24 protein-coding genes are annotated in these 23,276 nt (G+C 68.5%); 9 read left to right on the top strand and 15 right to left on the bottom strand.

Annotated elements, in window-relative coordinates; genetic code table 11:
* Positions 1-11 precede the first annotated feature (11 nt).
* Positions 12-236, top strand: coding sequence for a 50S ribosomal protein L31 (rpmE, locus tag V5F84_RS01025; protein ID WP_348845517.1), 225 nt, complete (start codon positions 12-14; stop codon positions 234-236).
* Positions 237-434: 198 nt separating this feature from the next.
* Here rpmE and V5F84_RS01020 read toward each other — a convergent pair whose 3' ends face one another.
* A complete protein-coding gene (locus V5F84_RS01020) occupies positions 435-623 on the bottom strand; it encodes a DUF1192 domain-containing protein (protein ID WP_394046341.1) in 189 nt (62 codons plus the stop codon).
* A gap of 298 nt (positions 624-921) precedes the next feature.
* On the opposite strand from V5F84_RS01020, the gene V5F84_RS01015 reads away from it, so the two are divergent.
* Both V5F84_RS01015 and V5F84_RS01010 read left to right on the top strand, forming a co-directional pair.
* The gene (locus V5F84_RS01015; RefSeq protein WP_394046339.1) at positions 922-1,932 is read left to right on the top strand and encodes an NAD(P)H-quinone oxidoreductase; all 1,011 of its coding nucleotides are present in this window, start codon (positions 922-924) and stop codon (positions 1,930-1,932) included.
* Between the two features lie 20 nt (positions 1,933-1,952).
* A complete protein-coding gene (locus tag V5F84_RS01010) occupies positions 1,953-4,964 on the top strand; it encodes an EAL domain-containing protein (RefSeq protein WP_394046385.1) in 3,012 nt (1,003 codons plus the stop codon).
* A gap of 109 nt (positions 4,965-5,073) precedes the next feature.
* On the opposite strand, the gene V5F84_RS01005 is transcribed toward V5F84_RS01010, so the two are convergent.
* Positions 5,074-5,691 (bottom strand): YqgE/AlgH family protein, encoded by a 618-nt coding sequence (locus V5F84_RS01005; protein WP_394046337.1) that lies wholly within the window; start codon positions 5,689-5,691, stop codon positions 5,074-5,076.
* 155 nt (positions 5,692-5,846) lie between these two features.
* Between V5F84_RS01005 and V5F84_RS01000 the strand changes: the two genes are divergently transcribed.
* Together V5F84_RS01000 and V5F84_RS00995 are read left to right on the top strand one after the other, a co-directional pair.
* The gene (locus tag V5F84_RS01000; RefSeq protein WP_394046335.1) at positions 5,847-6,734 is read left to right on the top strand and encodes a protein-disulfide reductase DsbD domain-containing protein; all 888 of its coding nucleotides are present in this window, start codon (positions 5,847-5,849) and stop codon (positions 6,732-6,734) included.
* 98 nt (positions 6,735-6,832) lie between these two features.
* The gene (locus tag V5F84_RS00995; protein ID WP_394046333.1) at positions 6,833-7,318 is read left to right on the top strand and encodes a peroxiredoxin; all 486 of its coding nucleotides are present in this window, start codon (positions 6,833-6,835) and stop codon (positions 7,316-7,318) included.
* An 85-nt stretch (positions 7,319-7,403) separates the two neighbouring features.
* Here V5F84_RS00995 and V5F84_RS00990 read toward each other — a convergent pair whose 3' ends face one another.
* A complete protein-coding gene (locus V5F84_RS00990; protein ID WP_394046331.1) occupies positions 7,404-7,610 on the bottom strand; it encodes a YdcH family protein in 207 nt (68 codons plus the stop codon).
* 166 nt (positions 7,611-7,776) lie between these two features.
* Here V5F84_RS00990 and V5F84_RS00985 point away from each other — a divergent pair, with 166 nt between their 5' ends.
* Complete coding sequence (locus V5F84_RS00985; RefSeq protein ID WP_394046329.1) at positions 7,777-7,956, top strand: YdcH family protein; 180 nt, start codon at positions 7,777-7,779, stop codon at positions 7,954-7,956.
* Between the two features lie 131 nt (positions 7,957-8,087).
* Positions 8,088-9,926, top strand: a complete 1,839-nt coding sequence (locus V5F84_RS00980; RefSeq protein WP_394046327.1) for an ABC-F family ATP-binding cassette domain-containing protein — start codon at positions 8,088-8,090, stop codon at positions 9,924-9,926.
* Between the two features lie 31 nt (positions 9,927-9,957).
* Here the strand turns inward: V5F84_RS00980 and V5F84_RS00975 are convergent, their stop codons facing one another.
* Entirely contained in the window at positions 9,958-10,953 is a 996-nt protein-coding gene (locus V5F84_RS00975; protein WP_394046325.1) for a DUF1775 domain-containing protein, read from the bottom strand.
* A gap of 39 nt (positions 10,954-10,992) precedes the next feature.
* The gene (locus V5F84_RS00970) at positions 10,993-11,340 is read right to left on the bottom strand and encodes a DUF2946 family protein (protein ID WP_509277142.1); all 348 of its coding nucleotides are present in this window, start codon (positions 11,338-11,340) and stop codon (positions 10,993-10,995) included.
* 152 nt (positions 11,341-11,492) lie between these two features.
* Here V5F84_RS00970 and V5F84_RS00965 point away from each other — a divergent pair, with 152 nt between their 5' ends.
* Entirely contained in the window at positions 11,493-11,981 is a 489-nt protein-coding gene (locus V5F84_RS00965) for a DUF6790 family protein (RefSeq protein ID WP_394046321.1), read from the top strand.
* Between the two features lie 30 nt (positions 11,982-12,011).
* Positions 12,012-13,370 (top strand): ABC1 kinase family protein, encoded by a 1,359-nt coding sequence (locus V5F84_RS00960; protein ID WP_394046319.1) that lies wholly within the window; start codon positions 12,012-12,014, stop codon positions 13,368-13,370.
* On the opposite strand, the gene V5F84_RS00955 is transcribed toward V5F84_RS00960, so the two are convergent.
* The 10 genes from V5F84_RS00955 to frc all read right to left on the bottom strand — a co-directional run bounded on the left by V5F84_RS00955 (position 13,367) and on the right by frc (position 23,231).
* Positions 13,367-14,308 (bottom strand): IS481 family transposase, encoded by a 942-nt coding sequence (locus V5F84_RS00955; protein WP_509277115.1) that lies wholly within the window; start codon positions 14,306-14,308, stop codon positions 13,367-13,369. The two genes, V5F84_RS00960 and V5F84_RS00955, sit on opposite strands and share 4 nt — an antisense overlap.
* A 110-nt stretch (positions 14,309-14,418) precedes the next feature.
* Entirely contained in the window at positions 14,419-15,399 is a 981-nt protein-coding gene (locus tag V5F84_RS00950; protein WP_394046888.1) for a hypothetical protein, read from the bottom strand.
* A 153-nt stretch (positions 15,400-15,552) separates the two neighbouring features.
* Entirely contained in the window at positions 15,553-16,260 is a 708-nt protein-coding gene (gene radC / locus V5F84_RS00945; protein ID WP_394046886.1) for a RadC family protein, read from the bottom strand.
* Positions 16,261-16,262: 2 nt separating this feature from the next.
* Positions 16,263-17,090 (bottom strand): type I methionyl aminopeptidase, encoded by an 828-nt coding sequence (map, locus tag V5F84_RS00940; protein ID WP_394046884.1) that lies wholly within the window; start codon positions 17,088-17,090, stop codon positions 16,263-16,265.
* 124 nt (positions 17,091-17,214) lie between these two features.
* The gene (sfsA, locus tag V5F84_RS00935; RefSeq protein WP_394046882.1) at positions 17,215-17,928 is read right to left on the bottom strand and encodes a DNA/RNA nuclease SfsA; all 714 of its coding nucleotides are present in this window, start codon (positions 17,926-17,928) and stop codon (positions 17,215-17,217) included.
* Positions 17,928-18,398 carry a PaaI family thioesterase gene (locus V5F84_RS00930; protein ID WP_394046880.1) on the bottom strand — a complete coding sequence of 157 codons (471 nt, stop codon included), beginning with the start codon at positions 18,396-18,398 and terminating at the stop codon, positions 17,928-17,930. Before V5F84_RS00930 ends, sfsA begins: the two co-directional genes overlap by 1 nt.
* A 75-nt stretch (positions 18,399-18,473) precedes the next feature.
* A complete protein-coding gene (locus V5F84_RS00925) occupies positions 18,474-19,247 on the bottom strand; it encodes a fumarylacetoacetate hydrolase family protein (RefSeq protein WP_394046878.1) in 774 nt (257 codons plus the stop codon).
* Positions 19,248-19,357: 110 nt separating this feature from the next.
* A complete protein-coding gene (gene sucD, locus V5F84_RS00920) occupies positions 19,358-20,242 on the bottom strand; it encodes a succinate--CoA ligase subunit alpha (RefSeq protein ID WP_394046902.1) in 885 nt (294 codons plus the stop codon).
* Positions 20,242-21,459, bottom strand: a complete 1,218-nt coding sequence (sucC, locus tag V5F84_RS00915; protein WP_509277141.1) for an ADP-forming succinate--CoA ligase subunit beta — start codon at positions 21,457-21,459, stop codon at positions 20,242-20,244. Before sucC ends, sucD begins: the two co-directional genes overlap by 1 nt.
* A gap of 521 nt (positions 21,460-21,980) precedes the next feature.
* Positions 21,981-23,231, bottom strand: a complete 1,251-nt coding sequence (gene frc, locus V5F84_RS00910; RefSeq protein WP_394043140.1) for a formyl-CoA transferase — start codon at positions 23,229-23,231, stop codon at positions 21,981-21,983.
* Between the last annotated feature and the right edge of the window lie 45 nt (positions 23,232-23,276).

Genomic DNA, 23,276 nt, shown 5'->3' with positions numbered 1-23,276 from the left:
GGACGCAACCCATGAAGAGCGACGTTCACCCCGATTACCATTTCATCAAGGTGGTGATGACTGACGGCACCGAGTACACGACGCGATCGACCTTCGGCAAGGAGGGCGACAGCCTTCAGCTCGATATCGACCCGCGCACGCACCCGGCGTGGACCGGCGGCACCCAGCAGCTGCTCGACCGCGGCGGCCGTGTTTCCCGCTTCAAGAACAAGTTCGGCGGCCTGCTCAAGGGCTGATCGCGCAGGGTGCGGCGCCGCGTCCTGCGGGGCTCGGTCGCACCGTTTCGCGTTCTTTCGAACCGCGCGCGCGGCCCTTTTGCCGCGCCTTCGTGCCGGCTCACCCGAGCCGGCTTTGCCATGTCTGCGCCTCCGGAGGCTGGCACTCGGGAGTCCGGCACTCCGAACGCCCGCACTCGGGAGCGCGGCGCGCCGCGCTCAGAACTTGAACACGGAATGGGCGGCATCGCGCGAAGCGATCTTGGCCGCCTTCGCCCGCTCCAGCCGGTCGATCTCGTCCCTCAGCATCGCGATGCGGGCATCGATCTCATCCACCGAGAGCCGGTCGAGATCCGCCGGTGCGAGCACCGCCGTGGGTTTGGGGGCGATGGGGTGGTCGTCGTCCATGGCGCACACTCCTGGCCGCTGCACTGCCGGCCGCTGCACTGCCGGCCGCTGCATTGCCGGCCGCTGAAATGCCGGCACCGGAACGGAAAAACACCGCCAAGAGCGGCAGGACCGCTCCGGGTCGTCGGGGCGGATAAAAGCCGCTCGCGCCCGGCGCGTCCATCTTTCCGTTTTTTCCCCGCCCGGCATGGGATAGTAGGGCGAACCCCGGCGCGCGCGCCGGGCGCCCTTTTCCCGTCGCCTGCCCCGTCCCGCACCGTCACGGTCGGGCGCCTCCCGCCCTTCCCGGAACCGCGCCATGACACATGCTTTTCAGCTTCCCGCCACCATGACCGCCATCACCATCACCGCCCCCGGCGGCCCCGAGGTGCTCGTTCCCGGCGAACGGCCGATGCCGGTGCCCGGCCCGCGCGAGATCCTGGTGAAGGTCGAGGCCGCCGGCGTGAACCGGCCCGACGTGGTGCAGCGGCGCGGGCTCTACCCCGCCCCTCCCGGCGCGTCCGACATTCCCGGCCTGGAGATCGCCGGCACCGTCGTGGCCCTGGGCGCCGAGGTGACGCGGTTCAAGCTCGGCGACGCGGTGTGCGCGCTCGTCACCGGCGGCGGCTATGCCCAATATTGCCTGAGCCACGAGGCGACCGCTTTGCCGGTGCCCGAGGGCCTGTCGATGGTGGAAGCGGCGGCGATCCCGGAAACCTTCTTCACCGTGTGGAGCAATGTGTTCGACCGCGCCGGCCTCAAGCGCGGCGAGACGCTGCTGGTGCACGGCGGCACGGGCGGCATCGGCACGACGGCGATCCAGCTCGGCAAGGCGTTCGGCGCCACCGTCATCACCACCGCCGGCTCGGCGGAGAAGTGCACGGCCTGTCTCAAGCTCGGCGCCGACCACGCCATCGACTACAAGACCCAGGACTTCGTCGCCGAGGTGAAGAGCGTGACCGGCGGCAAGGGCGCGAATGTCATCCTCGACGTGGTGGGCGGCGCCTATATCCAGCGCAATTACGAGGCGGCGGCGGTGGAAGGACGGATCGTGCAGATCGCCTTCCAGGACGGCTCGAAGGTGAATATCGACTTCATGCGCCTGATGCTGAAGCGCCTCACGCACACCGGCTCCACCTTGCGGGCGCGTCCCGTGGCGGACAAGGAGGCCATCGCCAACGCCTTGACCCAGCATGTCATTCCGCTGATCGCCGCCGGCACGGTGCGGCCGCTGATCGATTGTACCTTCCCCCTGGAGAAGGCGAACGAGGCGCATGTGCGCATGGACACCAGCGCGCATATCGGCAAAATCATGCTTATCGTCGCGTGAACGGCCAGCGCCCACGCATGATGCGCCGCAACAGGCATAGCGTCGGCTATGCCTTGCTCGCGCCGCATCGGAGCGCTAGTCATGCGCGTTCGGCCCGGCGGATAGCCGGGTGCGGAGGTTTGCCGTTGCGTTCTACCATTGTCTTTTGCATCGCACTGTTGGCGGTTCTCGGGCTCGGTGCGCCGGCGGCGCGCGCCGTCGAAACCATCGCCGTCCGTCTCGATGCCAAGGTCACGGACCTGCTGCCCGCCGTCGAACGCCAGCACACCGACAACGACCGCATCCAATTGTCCACCGCGCCGGGCGCCGACGGCATCGTGCGCCGCATCGAGGTGCGCACCTCCGACGGGCGGCCCCAGGGCAATTGGGTCACCTTCGCGCTCGCCAACAATACCGACGAACAGGTGGACCGGCTGATCGTCGCGCCGTTCTATCGCATGGTCGGCTCCGGCCTGTTCTGGCCCGACCTCGGCAACCGGCGCATCCTGTCGCTCACGCCAAGCCAGGGCTTCAAGCCGGAGCGCGAGGCGGCGCCCGACGCGGACGTGTTCACCGTCACGCTCGATCCCGGCTCCACCGTCACTTTCGTCGCCGAACTGACCGGGCCGAACCTGCCCCAGCTCTATCTGTGGGAGCCCAACGCCTATAAGGACAAGGTCAACAGCTTCACCTTGTACCATGGCATCGTGATCGGCATCGCCGGCCTGCTGGCCCTGTTCCTGACCATCCTGTTCGTGGTGAAGGGCTCGGTCATGTTCCCCGCCGCCGCCGCGCTGGCGTGGGCGGTGCTGGGCTATATCGGGCTCGATTTCTCCTTCTGGTCCAAGGTGTTCGGCCTCTCGCCCATCGCCGAGCAATTCTGGCGCGCGGCGGGCGAGGCGATCCTGACCGCCACCTTGCTGGTGTTCCTGTTCGCCTATCTCAACCTCAACCGCTGGCACGTGCGCTACATGCATGTGGCCGCCGGCTGGCTGGTGTTCCTCGCCGCTTTGGTGGCGGTGGCGCTGGCGGACGCCCCCATGGCCGCCGGCATCGCCCGCCTCTCGCTGCTGGCCGTGGCGGTGGCCGGGCTCGGCGTCGTCATCTGGCTGTCCCAGCACGGCTATGACCGCGCCGTGCTGATCATCCCCACCTGGCTGCTGCTGGTGGTGTGGGTGGTGATGGCGGGGCTCACGGTGGCCGGCCTCGTCACCAATGATCTCGTTGCCCCCGCCCTCTCCGGCGGCCTGGTGCTGATCGTCATGCTGATCGGCTTCACGGTGATGCAGCACGCCTTCGCCGGCCTCGGCGCGGTGCAGGGCTCGACCTCGGACCTGGAGCGGCGCGCGCTCGCGCTGGCGGGCTCCGGCTATATCGTCTGGGACTGGGATGTGGACAGCGACCGCATCTACACCTCGCCCGAGGCGGAAGAGGCGCTGGGCCTCAAGCGGCGCTCGCTGGAGACCGAGGCCGCCGGCTGGCTGGAGGTGCTGCATCCCGCCGACCGCGACCGCTTCCGCGCCACCCTCGACGGCATCATCGAGCAGCGACGCGGCCGCATCGACCAGGATTTCCGCCTGCGCGCCATCGACGGTCATTACATGACCTTCAACCTGCGCGCCCGGCCCGTGGTGGGCGCGGACGGCGAGGTGGTGCGCTGCATCGGCACGCTCATCGACGTGACCGGCGAGCGCATCGCCGCCGAACGCCTGCTGCACGATGCGGTGCGCGACAATCTCACCGGCCTGCCCAATCGCGAGCTGTTCCTCGACCGGCTGGACCAGGCGCTCACCTTCGCCAAGATGGACGAGAGCCTCAAGCCGACCGTGATGGTCATCGACCTCGACCGCTTCAAGCAGGTGAACGTCTCGGTGGGCATGGGGGTGGGCGATTCCATCCTGCTCACGGTCGCCCGCCGCCTCATGCGGCTCTTGAAGCCGCAGGACACGCTGGCGCGCATTTCGGGCGACCAGTTCGGCATGATCCTCATGTCCGAGCGCGATCCCGAGCGCATCACCACCTTCGCCGACACCATGCGCCGCTCGCTGCGCGCGCCCATCACCTTCGCCGAGAAGGAGGTGTTCATCACCGCCTCCATCGGCCTCGTCCTGCCCGGCCAGGAGCAGAGCAAGCGCAGCGAGGTGCTGAAGGACGCGGAACTCGCCATGTATTACGCCAAGCGCATCGGCGGCGACCGCATCGAGGTGTTCCGCCCCGCCATGCGCCAGCAGAAGATCGACCACGTCTCGCTGGAAAACGAACTGCGGCAGGCGCTGGAGCGCAATGAGATCTTCATGCGCTACCAGCCCATCGTGCGCATGCACGACCGGGCCATCGGCGGGTTCGAGGCCTTCATGCGCTGGCGCCACCCCACCCTCGGGGAAATGGCCGCCTCCGATTTCCTGCCGGTGGCGGAGGAAAGCGGGCTGATCCTCGACCTCGGCCTGTTCGCGCTCGAACATGCGGCGCGCCAGCTCGGCCAGTGGCAGCGCCTGGTGCGGGTGGACCCGCCTTTGTTCATGCATGTGAACGTCTCGTCCCGCCAATTGCTGCGGCACGATCTCATTCAGGACCTGAAGGCGGTTCTCGCGCGCAATGCGGTGGCGCCGGGCTCGCTGAAGCTGGAAGTCACCGAGAGCCTGGTGATGGAAAACCCGGAATATGCCGCGGTGATGCTGGCCCGCATCCGGGAGCTGGGCGCCGGCCTGTGCCTGGACGATTTCGGCACCGGCCAGTCGGCGCTCGCCTATCTCCAGCGCTTCCCGTTCGACACCATCAAGATCGACCAGCGCTTCGTGCGCGACAGCGCCAAGGGCGCGGCGCGCGCGGCGCGGCCGATCATCGTCGGCACCATCGTTTCGCTCGCCCATCAATTGGGCATGGAGGTGGTGGCCGAGAGCCTGGAACGCGAAGGCGAGGCCGCCGAGATGGCCCGCTTCGGCTGCGAATATGCGCAGGGCGTCCTGTTCGGCGAGCCTTTGACCACCGAGGAGTGCCGGGCCCTGTTCGAGCCCTCCACCCCCAAGGACCGCCGCCGCGCTGCGGCGGGCTGAGGGGGGGCGTACAGGGGGGCATATTCGAGGGTTGGCCCCCGCCGTCGCAGCGTCCGGTGATCACCCGTGCCGCGCGATCCCGTGCCGCGCGATCCGACCCCTCGCCCCCTCAGGCGTGCCCGGCCTCGCTGGAGAGCATGCCGGGGTCGATGCCGAGCTTGCGCAGGGCGAGATCGTATTTGGCCTCGATGCTCTCGCCGAAGATCAGGTCCGGGTCGGCCGGACAATGCAGCCAGCCATTGGCCTGGATCTCGGTTTCCAGCTGCCCCGGCGCCCATCCGGCATAGCCGAGCGCCAGCACCGCGCTGTGCGGCCCGGTGCCGCCGGCGATGGCTTTCAGGATATCCAGCGTCGCGGTCAGGCAGATGCCGCCATCGATGGGCAAGGTGGAATTCTCGATGAAATAATCGGAGGAATGCAGCACGAAGCCGCGCCCGGTCTCCACCGGGCCGCCGCGCAGCACCTTGACCGCCCCTGCGCGCTGCGGCAGCAGGATGCGTGCGTCCTCGGGCACCACATCCAATTGCACCAGCAAATCGGCGAAGTTGATATGGGATGCCGCCTGGTTGACGATGATGCCCATCGCCCCTTCGTTGGAATGGGCGCAGACATAGATGAGGGCGCGGGAGAAGCGCTCGTCCTGCATGGACGGCATGGCAATAAGCATCTGCCCGTCGAGGAAATCCGGCGGGGTGCCGAGGGAAAAGGCCTTGCGATCGACCATCATTCCCACAGCCTAACCCGACCTTCCGGATTTGAAAACGGTGAACCGCAGGTGGATGCCACCACATTGGCAGGATCGACGGTCACGTCCCTGTGCCGTCACATGAAAGTGCGCGGTGCGCGTTTGCGCTCGCGGGCGCGAGGTTGTAGGCGCACTCCATGAGCTTTCCCCGCCCCCGATCGCCGGCGCTGGCCCCGGCCCTCCTGCTCGCCCTGCTGGCGCCGGCGGCGCCGTCGGCGGCGGCCGAAACCCCCTGGAGCCATGCGCAGAACGCCGATGTGCGCCTGATCTCCGGCGCGGTGGCGGACGGGGTGGTGGAGGCCGGGATCGAGATCCGCCTCGCTCCCGGCTGGAAGACCTATTGGCGCTATCCCGGCGACAGCGGCGTTCCGCCCCGCTTCGACTGGAGCGGCTCGCGCAATGTGGCGGGAGTGGAGGTGGCGTTCCCCGCGCCCCGGCGCTTCTCCGATGGCGCGAGCGGCTTTTCCATCGGCTACAAGGGCGGCAGCGTGCTGCTGCCGCTGCGGGTCCGGCTCGCCGAGCCGGGACGCTCGGCGCGCATCGACCTGTCGCTGGATTTCGCGGTGTGCGAAGCCCTGTGCGTGCCGGTCCATGCCCAGGCGAGCCTCGATATTCCCGCCGGCGGGGAGCCTGCGAGCGCGGCGCTCGCGGCGGCGCGGGCGCGGGTGCCGGCGGCCGTCGTCCTCGGCCCGGGTCCCGCTCCGGCGCTGCTCTCCGCCGAGGTGATCGAGCAGGAAGCCTCGCCCCCCGGCCCCGCCCCGGGGGAGGCCCGCGCCCCGGCGCCGCTGCTGGTGGTGACGGCGAGCGTCGCCTCGGAGAAGGCGGACCTGTTCGTGGAAGGGCCCGACGACAGCTGGGCGCTGCCCCTGCCGAGCCGCGTGCTCGGTCCGAACGGGGAAGCCCGCTTCACCCTGGAGCTCGACGGCCTGCCCTCGGGCGAAACCTGGGAGGGCAAGGCGGTGCGGCTGACGCTCGTGGATTCCGACAAAGCGGTGGAGGCGAGCGTCCCGCTCAAGAGGAAATGACGGGCTAGGGGCCATCGCGGCTTTCCTCGCGCGCAAATCTCCCTATTCTGCGCCGCATTCGGCCCCAGAGCGCCGATAAGTCTGCGGAGAAACCACCCATGGCAATCCAAGTCGGCGATACCCTGCCCGCGGCGACCTTCCGCGTTTCCACGGAAGACGGCCCGGTTCCCAAGACCACCGATGATGTGTTCAAGGGCAAGCGCGTCGTTCTTTTCGCGGTTCCCGGCGCTTTCACGCCCACCTGCCACAAGAATCATCTTCCGGGCTACGTGTCGCGCGCCGATGAGATCAAGGCGAAGGGCATCGATACCATCGCCGTCGTCTCCGTCAACGATCCCTTCGTCATGGGCGCGTGGGAAAAAGCGTCCGGCGCCGATGGAAAGATCCTGTTCCTGTCCGACGGCAACGGCGAATTCTCGCGGGCGCTGGACCTGACCTTCGACGGCTCCATGGCCGGCCTCGGCGTGCGCTCGAAGCGCTATTCCATGCTGGTCGAGGATGGCGTCGTGAAGTCCCTGAACGTCGAGGACGTGCCCTCCAAGGCGGACGTCTCCTCGGCGCAGGCGATGCTGGGCCAGATCTGAGCGTTGGGCCTCGGGTCCGCTCCGTTCGGATCCGCTGAAATCGGCCCTCCGGCGCGTCCGGGGGGCCTTTTTTGCGGCGCGTCCGTCAGGCGATGATGTCGGGAAACAGCTCGTCTTCCAGGTGGGAGATGCGGTCCTTCAGCTGGAGCTTGCGCTTCTTCAGCCGCTGAATTTGCAGGATATCCGAGCCGGTCACCGCGGTCAGAGCGTCGATGGCGGCATCCAGGTCCCGATGCTCCTGCCGCAGGCGCTCCAGCAGCAATCTCAGCTCCCGTTCCTCGTCACTGGTCATGCCATATCCGTTGCGGTCCGAGCTGCCTCATCTCGCATACCGCACCGCCTCCCCAGGCCGCAAGCCGCACGGCGACGCAGGCTGGAACGGGTGCAAAAATAGCCCTTGGACTCTTTGCCGCCTCCATGACAGACTGTCCTTCGTTGCAGACAGGGAGACGAAACGCATGTCCGTCCAGTCGCACCTCGAAGAGCTCAAGCGTCGTCACGCAGCCCTTCAGATGGCCATAGAGCGTGAGCTCAATCACGCCGCTTCCGACCCGTTGCGGGTCGTCGAACTCAAGCGTCGCAAGCTCCTGCTGAAGGATCAGATCGCCCGGCTGCGCGGCGAAGCGACCGTCCACTAAGCCGACATCCAGCGGACGTCCCTGCGGCCAAGGCCGTCGGATGCGTGATCCGCCGTGTTCCGTGCGTGTCTTGGTGCCTTTGCCGGCACGGATGGGTTCCATCCGTCGGCAAAACCCACTAAGCCGACGCCATGGCCCCACCGCTGATTTCGCTTCAAGACGTCCATCTGCGCTTCGGCGCCACCCCCTTGCTCGACGGCGCGGAACTCTCCGTGTCGCCGGGCGAAAGGCTGTGCCTTGTCGGGCGCAACGGGTCGGGAAAATCGACCCTGCTGAAGGTGGCCGCCGGCCTGATCGAGGCCGACGCCGCCGTTCGCTTCTTCCAGCCGGGCGCGACCGTGCGCTACCTGCCGCAGGAGCCGGATTTTTCCGGCTTCGCGACCACGCTCGCCTATGTGGAAGCCGGCCTCGGGCCGGGCGACGAGGAATATCGCGCGCAATATCTCCTGGACCAGCTCGGGCTGACCGGCCAGGAGGATCCGGCCCATCTGTCCGGCGGCGAGGCGCGCCGGGCGGCGCTGGCGCGCGTGATCGCGCCCGAGCCGGACGTGCTGCTGCTGGACGAGCCCACCAACCATCTGGACCTGCCCGCCATCGAATGGCTGGAAAGCGAGCTGAAGTCGCTGCGCTCCGCGCTCGTGGTCATCAGCCATGACCGGCGGTTCCTGCAAAATCTGTCGCGCGCCACCATCTGGCTGGACCGCGGCACCACGCGCCGGCTGGACCAGGGCTTCGCCAGTTTCGAGGCCTGGCGCGACCAGGTTCTGGAGCAGGAAGAGACCGACCGCCACAAGCTGGACCGCAAGATCGTCGCCGAGCAGGACTGGCTGCGCTATGGCGTCACCGCCCGCCGGAAGCGCAACGTGCGCCGCCTCGGCCTGCTGCAATCCATGCGCACCGACCGGCGCGAGGAGCGCCGCGCCCAGGGCAATGTGAAGATCACCGTCACCGAGGCGGAGACCTCGGGCAAGCTGGTGATCGAGGCCAAGGGCATTTCCAAATCCTATGACGGCGTGCCCATCGTCAGCGATTTCTCCACCCGCATCGTGCGCGGCGACCGGGTCGGCATCGTCGGCCCCAACGGCGCCGGCAAGACCACGCTGCTGAAGATGCTCACCGGCGAACTCGCCCCGGACGGCGGCACGGTGCGCCTCGGCGCCAATCTGGAAATCGCCTCGCTCGACCAGAAGCGCGCGGCCCTCGATCCCAACACCACCTTGCGCGACGCCCTCACCGGCGGCGGCAGCGATCAGGTGCTGGTGGGCGGCGTGCCCAAGCATGTGATGGGCTATCTGAAGGACTTCCTGTTCACGCCGGACCAGGCGAACTCGCCGCTGAGCGTGCTGTCGGGCGGGGAGCGCGGGCGGCTCATGCTGGCGCGGGCGCTGGCCCTTCCGTCCAACATGCTGATCCTCGACGAGCCCACCAACGATCTCGATCTGGAAACCCTCGACCTGTTGCAGGAAATGGTGGCGGATTATCCCGGCACCGTGATCCTGGTCAGCCATGATCGTGACTTCCTGGACCGCACCGTCACCAGCGTGATCGCGGCGGAAGGGGCGGGCGTGTTCACCGAATATGCCGGCGGCTATGCCGACATGGTGAACCAGCGCGGCCACGGCGTGCAGGCGAAGGAAAAGCGCGGCGAGGGCGCGGCGCCCGCCAAGTCGTCGGCCGGAAAATCCTCCGCGAAAGCCGCGCCCAAGGCCGGCCCCGCCGACGACGGCAAGAAGCGCCGCCTCACCTTCCACGAGAAGCATGCGCTCCAGACCTTGCCCAAGACCTTGGACAAGCTGCGCAACGAGGCGGACAAGCTGGGTGCCGTCCTGTCCGACCCGGTGCTGTACGAGCGCGATCCCGGCTCGTTCGAGCGCACCTCGGCCGCGCTCGCCAAGGTGCAGAAGGAATTGGACGCGGCGGAAGAAGAATGGCTGCGGCTGGAAATCCTGCGCGAGGAAATCGAAGGCTGAGCCTTCCCCCGCGCCGCGCCGCCTCAGGCGGTCAGTGCTGGTGCTCCATGCCGCCCATTGCGCCCATGCCGCCGGCGGCGGGCGCGCTCGCGGGCGCACCGGCGCCGATGCCGCGCACGTCGAACACCACGTCCACCGTTCCGGCCTTCTCGAAGGTCAGCGTGCCCTTGACGCTCTCGCCTTCCTTCAGCGGCTGCTTGAGATCCTGAAGCATCAGATGATAGCCGCCGGGTGCCAGCGCCACCGTGGCGCCCGCGGGAATCTCAAGGCCGCCGGTCACCGGCCGCATGGTCATGACGCCGTTGTTCATGCTCATTTCATGCACTTCGAAGCGGCCGGCGCGCTCGAACGAGCCACCCACCAGCTTGTCCGCCACGGCACCCGTGTTGGTGATCTTCAGATAACCGCCCGCCACCTTGGCGCCGCCCGGGGTGGCGCGGGCCCAGGGCTGCTCGATGGTGAGGGTGCCGGCCTTGACGGTGGTGGCGGCGGCAGGCGCGTTGGCCGCCGCGAGCCTCAGCGCCGGGGCCGGGTGCGAGGGCATGGGCGCGCCGTCCTTGGGGATGTCCGACCAGTCGGCGCTCGTGCCCTCGCAGGTTTGCAAGACCGGGAAATACAGCTTGGTCGCCTGCGCCTGGGGGGCAAGATAGGCGATGAAGGCGAACTCGTCATATTGCGCGTTGGGCAGGGGGCCGCCGGACCAGGTGAGGGATTTCACCCCCTCCTTCACCGGCCCGCCGTGCATCACCTCATAGGTCTTTTCGTAAGGGCCGGTCTCGATGGCGAGGGTCCAGCCGGGCTTGGGCTGGGGCTTCACCGTCACCACGCCCTCGGGAATGGTGACCTTGATCGCGGTGGTTGCGGCCTCTCCGCAGCCGTGCGGTACCTTCAGCACGCCCTTGTAGAAGGTGCCGGAAGCGGCCTGCCCCTCGGCGAGAGTCACATGGGCGAAAGCGGGGCCGGCGAGGGTCACGAGAAGAGTGGCGGCGAGGCCGAGCGGCGCGGTGCGCGCGAACGAATTGGACATGGAACGTCTCCGAACGGGTTTGAGGGTCTGCGGACAGGCTCAAACGGCGAACGGCGGTCCCCGGGCGTGGAAGGGGCGGGACGCATGGCGCGCCGGGCCGGCGGCCGGGCGCTCCGGGAAGGCGATGGCCGTGATGCGCGGCGCAGGCTCCGGCCGCGCGGCCTCCCCGGCCGGGACCAGGGGCGGCAGCGGACTGGCGAGGCAGCCGAGCACGCAGCACAGGTCCATATGCGGTGCCGGCGCGGGCGTATCGGTGCCGGATGCGGCGCGCCCGGCGCAAATGGCGCCCCAGGGATCGGGCGCCGTGGCGGCGGCATGCTGCACCCCGGCGGCGGAGGCGAGCACCAGTTGTAGCAGCAGCGCATAGGCGAGCGCGAGGCGGAGCACCCACCCCGCCACGGTCGATCTTGCGCTGCCGGCCCCGCTCATCCGTCTGCCATAGGCCGCGCCGCGCGCGCCTGCAAGCGCGACGGCGCCGCGCACTGGATGCGCGGGAGAAATGATGGCACCTTGCGGCCTCGGGATGGAGGGAGGCGCGCATGGTGTTCTGGGTTCCCCTGTTGTCGTGGGGCCTTGCCCTGGCGCTCGCCGCCTTGGCCGTGGCGCGGGCCGCCCGCCCCCTGCCGCCCGGCTTCGTGGCGGACCGGCTGCTGCGCTATCTGTTCCTGGTGCCGCTCGGGCTGATGGGGTTGTGGGCCTTCCTCGGCCATGTGTTCTTCGCGGCCGAGTCGGCGCGCGCCATCGGCTGGGCGCCGAGCCCGTTCCAGTTCGAGGTGGGCATGGCCAATCTCGGCATGGGCCTCGCCGGCGTGATCGCGGCCTTTTATGGCAACTGGGGCTTTCGCCTCGGCGTCGCGGTGGTGGCCGCGGGCTTCCTCGGCGGGGCGGCCGTGGGGCATGTGGTGCAGATTGTCGAGACCGGCAACCTTGCGGCGGGAAATGCCGGCCCCATTCTCTATACGGACATTCTCACGCCCCTCACCCTCCTGGTGCTGCTGGCGCTCACCCGCCACACCGCGCGCGGCTGAGCCCGGCCTCCGGGCACAGCGAGCCGCCCCATGACCGAAGACGCCGAGCGCAACCGCTTCTCCGCCCGCGCCGCCCGCTACGCGCGGGTGGGCGCCAATGTGGGGGGTGTCGCGGCGCGCATGGCCGGAACGCGGCTGCTCGGGCTCGACAAGACGGGCGAGGGGAATGCGGCGGCGCTCGCGGCGGCGCTGGGCGGGCTGAAGGGCCCGCTGATGAAGGTGGCGCAGCTCATGTCCACCATTCCCGACGTGCTGCCGCCCGAATATGCCGCCGAGCTGCAGAAGCTGCAGAACGACGCCCCGCCCATGGGCTGGGCCTTCGTGCGGCGCCGCATGATGGCGGAGCTGGGCCGCGACTGGGAGGCCCGCTTCGCGTCTTTCGAGCACAAGCCGGCGGCCGCCGCCTCGCTGGGCCAGGTGCATCGCGCGGTGGCGCGCGACGGCGAGGAACTGGCCTGCAAGCTGCAATATCCCGACATGCAGGCGGCGGTGGAAGCCGATCTCAGCCAGCTCGATCTCCTGTTCTCGCTTCATCGCCGCATGGATCCGGCCATTGATACCCGCGAGATCGCCGGGGAGATTGGCGCGCGGGTGCGCGAGGAGCTGGATTATCGCCGCGAGGCCAAGCACGCCGCGCTTTATGCCCTGATGCTGGAGGGGCAGGACCATGTGCGCGTGCCGAGCGTGCGCAACGATCTCTCCACCGGCCGCCTGCTGACCCTGCACTGGCTGGAAGGCCGCAAGATCCTGGGCTTCACCGAGCATGCGCTGGAGGAGCGCAACCAATTGGCGCGCGCCATGTTCACCGCTTGGTGGCTGCCGTTCAGCCGGTTCGGGGTGATCCACGGCGACCCGCATCTCGGCAATTACACCGTCTTTTGCGATGAAGCCGGCACGCCGGGCGGCATCAATCTGCTGGATTACGGGTGCATCCGCATCTTCCCGCCGGCCTTCGTGGCGGGGGTGGTGGACCTCTATCGCGGCCTGCTGGCGGACGACGAGGCGCGGGTGGTGCACGCCTATGAGACCTGGGGCTTCAAGGGTCTCAAGCGCGAATTGATCGATGTGCTGAACATCTGGGCGCGCTTCATTTATGGGCCGCTCATGGACGACCGGGTGCGCACCATCGCCGACGGGGTGGCGCCCGGCGAATACGGGCGGCGCGAGGCGTTCCGCGTGCATACGGCGCTGAAGCGGCTCGGGCCGGTGACGGTGCCGCGCGAATTCGTGTTCATGGATCGCGCGGCCATCGGCCTCGGCGCGGTGTTCCTGCACCTGAAGGCGGAGCTGAACTTCCATCGCCTGTTCGAGGAGGCGATGGCGGATTTCAGCCTGGAGAGCGTCGCGGCACGGCAGGCGGCGGCGCTGGCGCAAGTGGGCCTGGCTTAAGTGTCGTTTCCAAGAAGGTTGTTCAGCCTTTTCCAAGGTGGCAGTCCGCCGAGAGCGGTGTGGGGTCTGGAGAGATTGTAGGTGTCTGCCCAGGTGTGGGCGGCGGCCGCCCGTTCCCTTGAGGAGCAATAGGGCCTGGCGTAGGCCCACTCGCGCAGGGATGTCTGGATGAAGCGCTCGGCCTTGCCGTTAGTGCGCGGGGTGTAGGGGCGGGTGCGGACGTGACGGGCGCCGGCGTCCCGCAAGGCATCGGCGAATAGCCTGGAGCGATAGGCCGAGCCGTTGTCGGTCATCACCCGCTGGACGGTGATGCCGTGGCGGGCATACCAGGCCAGGGCCCGCCGCAGGAAGCCGGTGGCATCCTCGCGCCCCAGGCTCGGCAGCAGCTCGACATAGGCCAGGCGCGAGGCGTCATCGACGGCGACGTGCAGGTGTTCGTAGCCGATCCCCCGGGCCCGGTGATGGCCCGCATGCTGGCCGGTGATGCGGTGGCCGATCCCATCGATCCGGCCCAGGCTCTTGATGTCCATGTGGATAAGTTCGCCGGGCGCCGCCTTCTCGTAGCGGACGACCACAGGTTTGGGGTCCAGCGCCGAGAGCCGGCCCAGTCCCAAGCGCCGCAGGACCGCCCCAACCGTGGAGCGCGCCATGCCGAGCAAGGCTGCGATCTGGGGGCCGCTCATGCGCTGGCGCCGGAGCCGCTCGATCTCGGCCACCCGCCCTGCCGGCGTGGCACGGGGACATCGGCGGGGCGCCGAGCTGCGGTCACAATGCCGGCCCGCGCCCCCTCGCCGATGCCGGCCCAGCCACTTGTAGGCCGTTCGCACCGATACACCAGCAGCGGCCGCCGCCGACCGTACGCGCCAGCCCGTCTCTATCCGATCCACAAGCAGGGCTCGACCCGACGGTGTCAGCCGGGCATTCTTATGAACGTTCATCCGGGAAGCTCCGGCTCAGGGTTGGTTGGCTCGCAACCCCAGCTTCTCAGCCAAGCTCCGGATGAACAACCTTCATAGCTTCGACACTTAAGCCGCCCCGACGCGCCGCCTCATTTGGCGGGCGGCGCGGTGCGCGAGAGCACGGAGGCGGTTCCGGCCGAAACGCCGTCGCCCGGCGTCGCCGTTCCCGCGCCGGTCGGGCCCTGGGGCGGCGCCGGGGGCAGGGCGGGGATCGGGGTGTTCGCGGCGGTCTGCGGCTTGGTGGCCGCCGGCGATGGAACGGGCGCCGGCTGCCCGACCACCGGCGCCGACATGCTCGGCGTCGGCGAGGCGAGGCCGGGTGTCCCCGCCTTCGGCGCGTTGGCGCCCTCGGGCGGCGCCACGGGGAGGGCGCCGGGATTTTCCGCCGTATCGGGTGCACCGTCATCGGCTGCGCCGTCGTCCGCCGGCGGCACGGCGGGGGCCGCGATGTCCGGCCCGGAGGTGCTGGCGAGTTCGCTGTCGGCGGGACGGGGCTTTGGCAGCGGGGCGCGGGCCACCGGCTGGCTGCGCTGCTGGGGCGCCCCATAGGCGCCTTGAGCCGGGGCAGCGCCGTAACCGCCGGGCGGCGGAGCCGCCCCATAAGCACCTTGCGGCGGAGCCGCTCCATAAGCGCCGGACGGGGGAGCTGCCCCATAAGCACCTTGCGGCGGGGCGGCGCCATAGGGGCCGCCGGGCGGCCCGAACATGGAGGGATCGGCCGGCTGCACCAGTCCGGAATAGGCATCCACCGCGAGGATCAGCGGGCCGCGATCATCCACCGCGTCGATCATATAGGTGCGCCCGCGCAGCACCGGCCGCCCGACCCGGCCATAGCCGAGATTGAGCACGATGGAGCGGATCTCCTGCGGCGGCAGCATCACCGTTCCGGTCGCATAGCCCGGCGGCGCGCGATACACGCGCGGCATCTCGGCCGGGGCGCCATAGACCGTGGGCGGATAGGGATAATATTGCGCCCGCGCCGGCGCGCCCGCGAGCATCGCCGCGCCGGCAAGCGCCAGAAGACCGAGGGCGGAGCGCCGCGCGGCGCCGGGTTGGAAGCAAAAGGGCATGGATCTTCTGCCGAAAAGCTGCATGCGCGCACCAAGCCCGTTCAATGAGGCACCGTTACGACCATATGCGGGCGCAAGCGTGCGCGAGGCTTGCCGAATGTTTCCGGTGTTGCGCGGCGCGCCGGGTGGCGCAGGCGCGCGCCCGGTTCGGCCTCACATCAGCCGCAGCCCCTTCAGGCTCGCATGGCCGTCGCGCCCCACGATGATGTGGTCGTGCACGTCGATGCCCAGCGGCTTGGCGATATCGATGATCTTGCGCGTCATGTCGATGTCGGCGCGCGAGGGCGTGGGATCGCCCGAGGGGTGGTTGTGGCACAGGATGATGGCGGTGGCGGAGAGCTCCAGCGCCCGCTTGACCACCTCGCGGGGATAGACCGGCGCGTGATCCACCGTGCCCTGCTGGACCACCTCGTCGGCGATCAGCTGGTTGCGCTTGTCGAGGAACAGCACCCGCACCTGCTCGCGCTCGGCGAACGCCATGGAGGCGCGGCAATAATCCAGCACCGAACTCCAGGAGGAGAGCACGGGGCGCCGCTTCATCTGGCCCTTGGCGAGGCGATGGGCGGCGGCCTCGACGATCTTCAGCTCGGTGACGATGGCATCCTTCACGCCGGGAATCTCGGCGAGCAGCGCGGCGGGCGCGGCCACCACCTCGGCGAAGGAGCCGAACCGTGCCACCAGGGCTTTCGCGAGCGGCTTCACATCGCGGCGCGGCACGGCGCGAAACAGCACCAGTTCCAGCAATTCATAATCGGCCAGCGCCGCCGAACCGGCCTCGCGGAAGCGCGCACGCAGGCGGTCGCGATGCCCCAGGAAATGGGGGCCGGCCTCGGCGATGCCGTCCTCGGGCTCCCCCGCCATGGTCAGGCCGGCAGATAGGGCGGCTTGTGATAGCCCTTCGGGCTGAGGGTGAAGATCTCCACCCCGGTCTGGGTCACGCCGACCGTATGCTCGAACTGGGCGGAAAGCGAGCGGTCGCGCGTCACCGCGGTCCAGCCGTCGGACAGCACCTTCACGTGCGGGCGGCCGAGATTGATCATCGGCTCCACGGTGAAGATCATGCCCGGCTTCAGCTCCGGTCCCTCGCCGCGCCGGCCCACATGGACGATGTTCGGCTCATCGTGGAACACCTGGCCGACGCCGTGGCCGCAGAAATCGCGCACCACGCTCATGTGCTGCGGCTCGACGAAATCCTGGATCGCCGCGCCGATGTCGCCCACATGGCCGCCCGGCTTGATGGCCTCGATGCCGAGCATCATGGACTCATAGGTCACTTCGATCAGCCGCTCGGCGCGGCGAGGAATTTCGCCGATGGCGAACATGCGGCTGGAATCGCCGTACCAGCCGTCCAGGATCAAGGTGACGTCCACGTTCACGATGTCGCCCTCGCGCAGCGGCCGGGCGTTCGGCATGCCGTGGCAGACCACGTGATTGATGGAGGTGCACACGGAATAGCGATAGCCGCGATACATCAAGGTCGCCGGCAGGGCGCCATTGTCCATGGCGAACTGGAAGATCAGATCGTCGATCGCGGCGGTGGAAACGCCGGGGCCGACCATCTCGGCCACCGCGTCGAGCGCGCGGGCGGTCAGCTGGCCGGCCTTGCGCATGCCCTCGAAGGCGGCGGGGCCATAGAGCTTGATATGGCCGGTCTTCCTGAGCGGCGCCTGGGCCGCCTCCACATAGGTCATCGCTTTGGTCCTGGGCCGGCGGCGTCGCCAGCGTGAATTGCATTTGCATCAGATTTAGGCCATGCGGCGCGCAAAGCAAGTGTCCGCGCGCTTTTGCCTGCGGCAGGCGCGCGGCGCGCCAGCTTCACCCCAGCATGGGAATGGGGCGATCCAGCGCGATGCCGCCGGGATCCAGCCGGCAGGCGAAGGCGAGCGCCTCCACCCCCGCCGCGCGGGCGAGATCGAACGCGGCGCCATAGGCGGGGTCGATGTCGCGGGCGATGGCGACGCCGCGCGCCGAGCCGATCTGGCACAGATAGACCATCACCGCCCGTGCGCCGGCGCGGGCCTGGGCGGCCAGTTCCACCAGATGCTTGGTGCCGCGCACGGTGACGCAATCGGGAAATTCGGACAGCGCGGGCCGGCGCATGAGGTGCACATTCTTCACCTCCACATAGCAGGGCGGCCGGCCGGCGCCTTCCAGCAGCAGGTCGATGCGGCTGTTGAGGCCGTATTTCACCTCGCGCCGCAGGCTGGCATAGCCGGCGAGCGCGGGGATGGCGCCGGCCGCGATCGCCTCGGCGACAAGCGCGTTGGGATGCATGGTGTTGACGCCCACCAGTTCCAGCCCGGCGCCGAAATCCGCCTCCACCATCTCCCAGCTCAGCGGCAGCTTGCGGGTGAGGACGGGCGAGCGCGAGAGCCAGATCCGCGCCCCGGGCGTCGCGAGCCCGCTCATGGCACCCGAATTGGCCACGTGGACGGTCGTCTCGCTGCCGTCCGCCAGCACCACATCGGCGAGGAAGCGCTTGTAGCGGCGGACCAGGATCGCCGGCTGGAGGGCGGTGGGAAAGCGCATCAGGCGCGGGTGTCGCTGCGGCCGGCGAGGCAGAACAGGGTCTGCGTGCCGGTGGCGCAATGGGTGCGCGTGCCGTCCGCTTCCGCGAACACGTCCACCCGCACGATGCTGAGGGTGCGGCCCGGCTTCAGCACCTCGCCGACGGCGATGAGACGCTCCCCCCGGCCCGGCGACATGATGTTGACCTTGTATTCCACCGTCACCACGCTGGAATCGGCGGGAAACAAGGTGAAGGCCGCATAGCCGCCGGCGGTGTCGGCGATCGCGCCGATGGAGCCGCCGTGGAAATAGCCGTGCTGCTGGGTGAGGCCCTCGGCAAAGGGCAGGACGACTTCCACCCGTCCCGCTTCCACGCGCGCCAGCCGGGCGCCGAGCGTCGCCATGAAGGGCTGGCGGGCGAAGCTGTCGCGCACGCGCTGCTCGAAATCGGGATTGGGCGGCGAGAAGGGGCTGGCTACCGGTGGGGTCATGAAAAAGGGTCCCGGACGTGGTCCGGGACCCTCTTACATCATCCGCCGTATCGCGCGCGCCCCCCGGCGCGCGAGTCACTGCACGAAGATGTTCTTCAAGGTACCGATGCCGTCGATGACGATGTCGATCTCGTTCGACGGGTCCTTCATGGAGCCCACGCCCACCGAGGTGCCGCAGGCGATGAGATCGCCGGGGTTCAGCGTCATGTCCTGGGAGAGCAGGGCCACGAGCTGGTGCGGCGGAAAGATCATGTCGGCGAGCGGGTAGTTCTGCCGCTCGGCGCCGTTGAGGATGGTGCGCACGCTGGCGGTGGGGGCGTCGAACTGTGTCTCGATCCAGGGGCCGAACGGGCCGTATTGGTCGAAGCCCTTGGCGCGCGCCCATTGCGGGAAGGTCGGGTCCTTGTTCAGGATGTCCGCCGCCGTGATGTCGTTGACGATGGTATAGCCGAAGATGTGGGCCGCCGCCTCGTCCTGGGAGATATTGCTCGCGGTCTTGCCGATGACGATGCCGAGCTCGCCTTCGTACACCGTCTTGCCGGAATAGGCCGGCGGCCGATGCACGATGCTGCCCGGCGCCGCGACCGAGGTGGTGGCCTTGAGCAGATAGAGCGGCTCGGCCGGCTCGGCGACATTGAGCTTGGCGGCAAGGCCGTGGAAATTGTTCCACAAGGCGATGATCTTGCTTGGCACGCTCGGGGCTTCGAGCGTCACGGCGCCGAGCGGAAGCTGTTCGCCGGTGGGCGTGGCGCCGGCGAACATGTCGCCCTGGTGCACGGCGATGGCTTCGCCTTCCAGCAGGCCGAAGCCGGTGCTTCCGTTGTGCGTGAAACGGACCCATTTCGCCATCGGGTGGCTCCTGACCTGAGATGAGGGGGCCGGCTGCGCGGCGTCGCTTTCCGCGACCCGGCCCGGTCGTTCAATGAAGATCCGCGCGGCGGCGCCGCGCGGAAGTCCGATCAGCCCTTGAGGACTTCGACCAGGGTCTTGCCGAGGCGCGCGGGCGAAGGCGAGACGCGGATGCCGGCGGCTTCCATGGCCGCGATCTTGTCTTCCGCGCCGCCCTTGCCGCCCGAGATGATCGCGCCCGCATGGCCCATGCGGCGGCCCGGAGGCGCCGTGCGGCCGGCGATGAAGCCCACCATCGGCTTCTTGCGCCCGCGCTTGGCCTCGTCCGCGATGAACTGCGCCGCATCCTCTTCCGCCGAGCCGCCGATCTCGCCGATCATCACGATCGACTGCGTCTTCGGGTCCGCCAGGAACAGCTCCAGGATGTCGATGAACTCGGTGCCCTTCACCGGGTCGCCGCCGATGCCCACCGCGCTGGTCTGGCCGAGGCCTTCCTGCGTGGTCTGGAACACCGCCTCATAGGTCAGCGTGCCCGAGCGCGAGACCACGCCCACCGAACCCTGCTTGAAGATGTTGCCCGGCATGATGCCGATCTTGCATTCGCCGGCCGTCATCACGCCCGGGCAGTTCGGCCCGATCAGGCGCGACTTGGAGCCGGAGAGCGCGCGCTTCACCTTCACCATGTCCAGCACCGGGATGCCTTCGGTGATGCAGACGATGAGCGGGATTTCCGCGTCGATGGCTTCCAGGATCGCGTCCGCGGCGCCCGGAGGCGGCACATAGATCACGCTGGCGTCGGCGCCGGTGGCCTCGCGCGCCTCGATCACGGTGTCGAACACCGGCAGGCCGAGATGGGTGGTGCCGCCCTTGCCGGGCGAGGTGCCGCCGACCATCTTGGTTCCGTAGGCGACCGCCTGCTCGGAATGGAAGGTGCCGTTCTTACCCGTGAAACCCTGGGTGATGACCTTGGTATTGGCGTCGATAAGCACGGACATCACGCAGCTTCCTTCTTCACCGCGCCCACGATCTTCTGCGCGGCGTCGTCGAGGTCATCGGCGGGGATCACATTCAACCCGCTCTCGCGGATGATCTTTTTCCCGAGGTCCACATTCGTGCCTTCCAGGCGCACGACCAGCGGCACCGCGAGCCCCACCTCTTTCACCGCCGCCAGCACGCCTTCCGCGATCACGTCGCAGCGCATGATGCCGCCGAAGATGTTCACCAGAATGCCCTTCACGGCGGGATCGGCGGTGATGATCTTGAACGCGGCCGTCACCTTCTCCTTCGTGGCGCCGCCGCCGACATCGAGGAAGTTCGCGGGCGCAAGGCCGTAGAGCTTGATGATGTCCATGGTCGCCATGGCGAGGCCCGCGCCGTTCACCATGCAGCCGATGGTGCCGTCGAGCGTGATATAATTGAGGTCGTACTTGGAGGCCTCGATCTCCTTGTCGTCTTCCTCGCTCTCGTCGCGCAAAGCGGCGATGTCGGGATGGCGATAGAGCGCGTTGCCGTCGAACCCGACCTTGGCGTCGAGCACCTTCAGCTTGCCGTCCTTGGTGACCACCAGCGGATTGATCTCCAGCATCTCCATGTCCTTTTCCACGAACGCCTTGTAGAGCGTCGCGGTGAGGGCCTGGGCCTGCTTGGCGAGATCGCCGGTGAGCGCCAGCGCATCGGCGACGCGGCGGCCGTGATGGGCCTGGATGCCGGTCGCGGTATCGACCGAGAAGGTCACGATCTTCTCAGGCGTATTGTGGGCCACGTCCTCGATGTCCATGCCGCCTTCGGTGGAGACCACGAACGACACCCGCGAGGATTCCCGGTCCACCAGGAGGGAGATGTAGAACTCCTTCTCGATCGCTGCGCCTTCCTCGATATAGAGGCGGTTCACCAGCTTGCCCGCGGGGCCGGTCTGGATGGTGACGAGCGTGTGGCCGAGCATCTCTTGCGCCGCGGCCTTCACTTCGTCGGGGGTGCGCACCACGCGCACGCCGCCCTTGGCGCCGGCCGGCAATTCCTTGAACGTGCCCTTGCCGCGTCCGCCGGCGTGGATCTGGGACTTCACCACCACCACGACGCCCCCGACCTCTTTCGCGCCGAGATCGCGTGCGGCCGCCTCGGCCTCTTCCGGGGTGAAGGCGGGAATGCCGCGCGAGACCGGCGCGCCATAGTCGCGAAGGATCGCCTTCGCCTGATATTCATGGATGTTCATGAGGGTGTTCCCCCTTGCGTGAATGGGCCGCGTTGCCCGCGGCTCCGGCTTTCGACGCGGTAGGCGGCGGGCCGGGATGGGTGCCGGCGGCGTGACGCGCCCGGCGGACGAGGGTCGTACTTCGCGTGCGCGCGGCCTCGCCAAACCGAGCCTCCCGCGAGGAGAGGGCCGGACCGCAGGCTCAGCCCGCAGGTCCGGCGACGCGCCGATCTCGTCCCGTTCCTCCGCGCCGACGGCGGAGGGAAGTGCCGCACTTCGAGCCGTCCCGCGAGGGGAACGCCCGAATTTGTCCCCGCTGGCGCTCGGGCCGGCGGCATGCGCCGCGAGCGGCTGGCCGGCGTGCGGGGAGAGGAAGACCCGGCAGCGCGGCAGGGCAGTGCGCGGATCGGAAATGCATCATGGCGGGACGGCGCGTGCGGGCGGCGCAGCGCGGCCTGTCCGAAATGGGGGGACCTGGAAAGGACGGCGCACCTTGGCGCGCCGTCCGGGAAGGCGAAAGGCCTTCGGTTCGAATAGAAGGCTCAGACCGCGCGGGCGGCGTGAAGCGCCTTGATCTGCTCTTCGCTGTAGCCGAGGTCCGCGAGGACTTCGTCGGTGTGCTCGCCGAGCAGCGGGGAGCCGGTGATCTCAACCGAGGTGTCCGAGAACTTGATCGGGCTGCCGACGGTGAGGTACTTGCCGCGCTCCTTGTGATCGACTTCCACGATCGTGCCGCTCTCGCGCAGGGACGGATCCTCGGCGATTTCCTTCATGGTGAGCACGGGCGCGCAGGGGATATCGAACTTGCGCAGGATATCCACCGCTTCGAACTTGGTCTTGTCCGACAGCCAGTTCTCGATGAAGGCGAAGATGTCGAAGATCTTGTCCTGGCGGGCTTCGGCGGTGTTGTAGGCGGGATCGGAGATCCACTCTTCCTTGCCCAGCGCCTTGCAGATGGGCGCCCAGGCATGGCCCTGGATGGTGAAGTAGATATAGGCGTTGGGATCGGTCTCCCAGCCCTTGCACTTCAGAACCCAGCCGGGCTGGCCGCCGCCGCCGGCATTGCCGCCGCGGGGAACCACGTCCGAGAAGGTGCCGTGCGGATACTGGGGGTATTCCTCCAGATAGCCGACGCGGTCGAGGCGCTGCTGGTCGCGCAGCTTGACGCGGCACAGGTTGATGACCGCATCCTGCATGGAGACGGCGACCTTCTGGCCCTTGCCGGTCTTGTTGCGGCCATGCAGGGCGGTGAGGATGCCGATGGCGAGGTGCATGCCGGTGTTGCTGTCGCCCAGCGCAGCGGCGGACACGGTCGGGGGGCCGTCCCAGAAGCCGGTGGTGGAGGCGGCGCCGCCCGCGCACTGCGCGACGTTCTCATAGACCTTCAGGTCTTCGTAATGATGGCCGTCGCTGAAGCCCTTCACGGACGCGACGATCATGCCGGGGTTCAGCTCGTTGATGTGCTCCCAGGTGAAGCCCATGCGGTCGAGCGCGCCGGGGCCGAAGTTTTCCACCAGCACATCGGATTCCTTGATGAGCTTGGTGAGGACTTCCTTGCCTTCGGGGGTCTTGGTGTCCAGCGTCAGCGAGCGCTTGTTGCTGTTCAGCATGGTGAAGTACAGCGCGTCCGCATTGCTGATGTCGCGCAGCTGGGAGCGGGTGACATCGCCCGAGCCGGGACGCTCGACCTTGATCACGTCCGCGCCGAACCAGGCGAGAAGCTGGGTGCAGGCCGGGCCGGCCTGAACGTGCGTGAAGTCGATAATCTTAATGCCTTCGAGTGGCTTGCTCATGATCGTCGAATTCCCTTTCGAGCGTTTGACTTTATTCCTGACCTT

Origin of the sequence: Roseixanthobacter liquoris (assembly GCF_043195135.2) — a bacterium.
Classification (GTDB): Bacteria; Pseudomonadota; Alphaproteobacteria; order Rhizobiales; family Xanthobacteraceae; genus NCEH01.
Note: the sequence above shows the minus strand (reverse complement) of the source record. Positions and strands in the feature narration are given on the sequence as shown.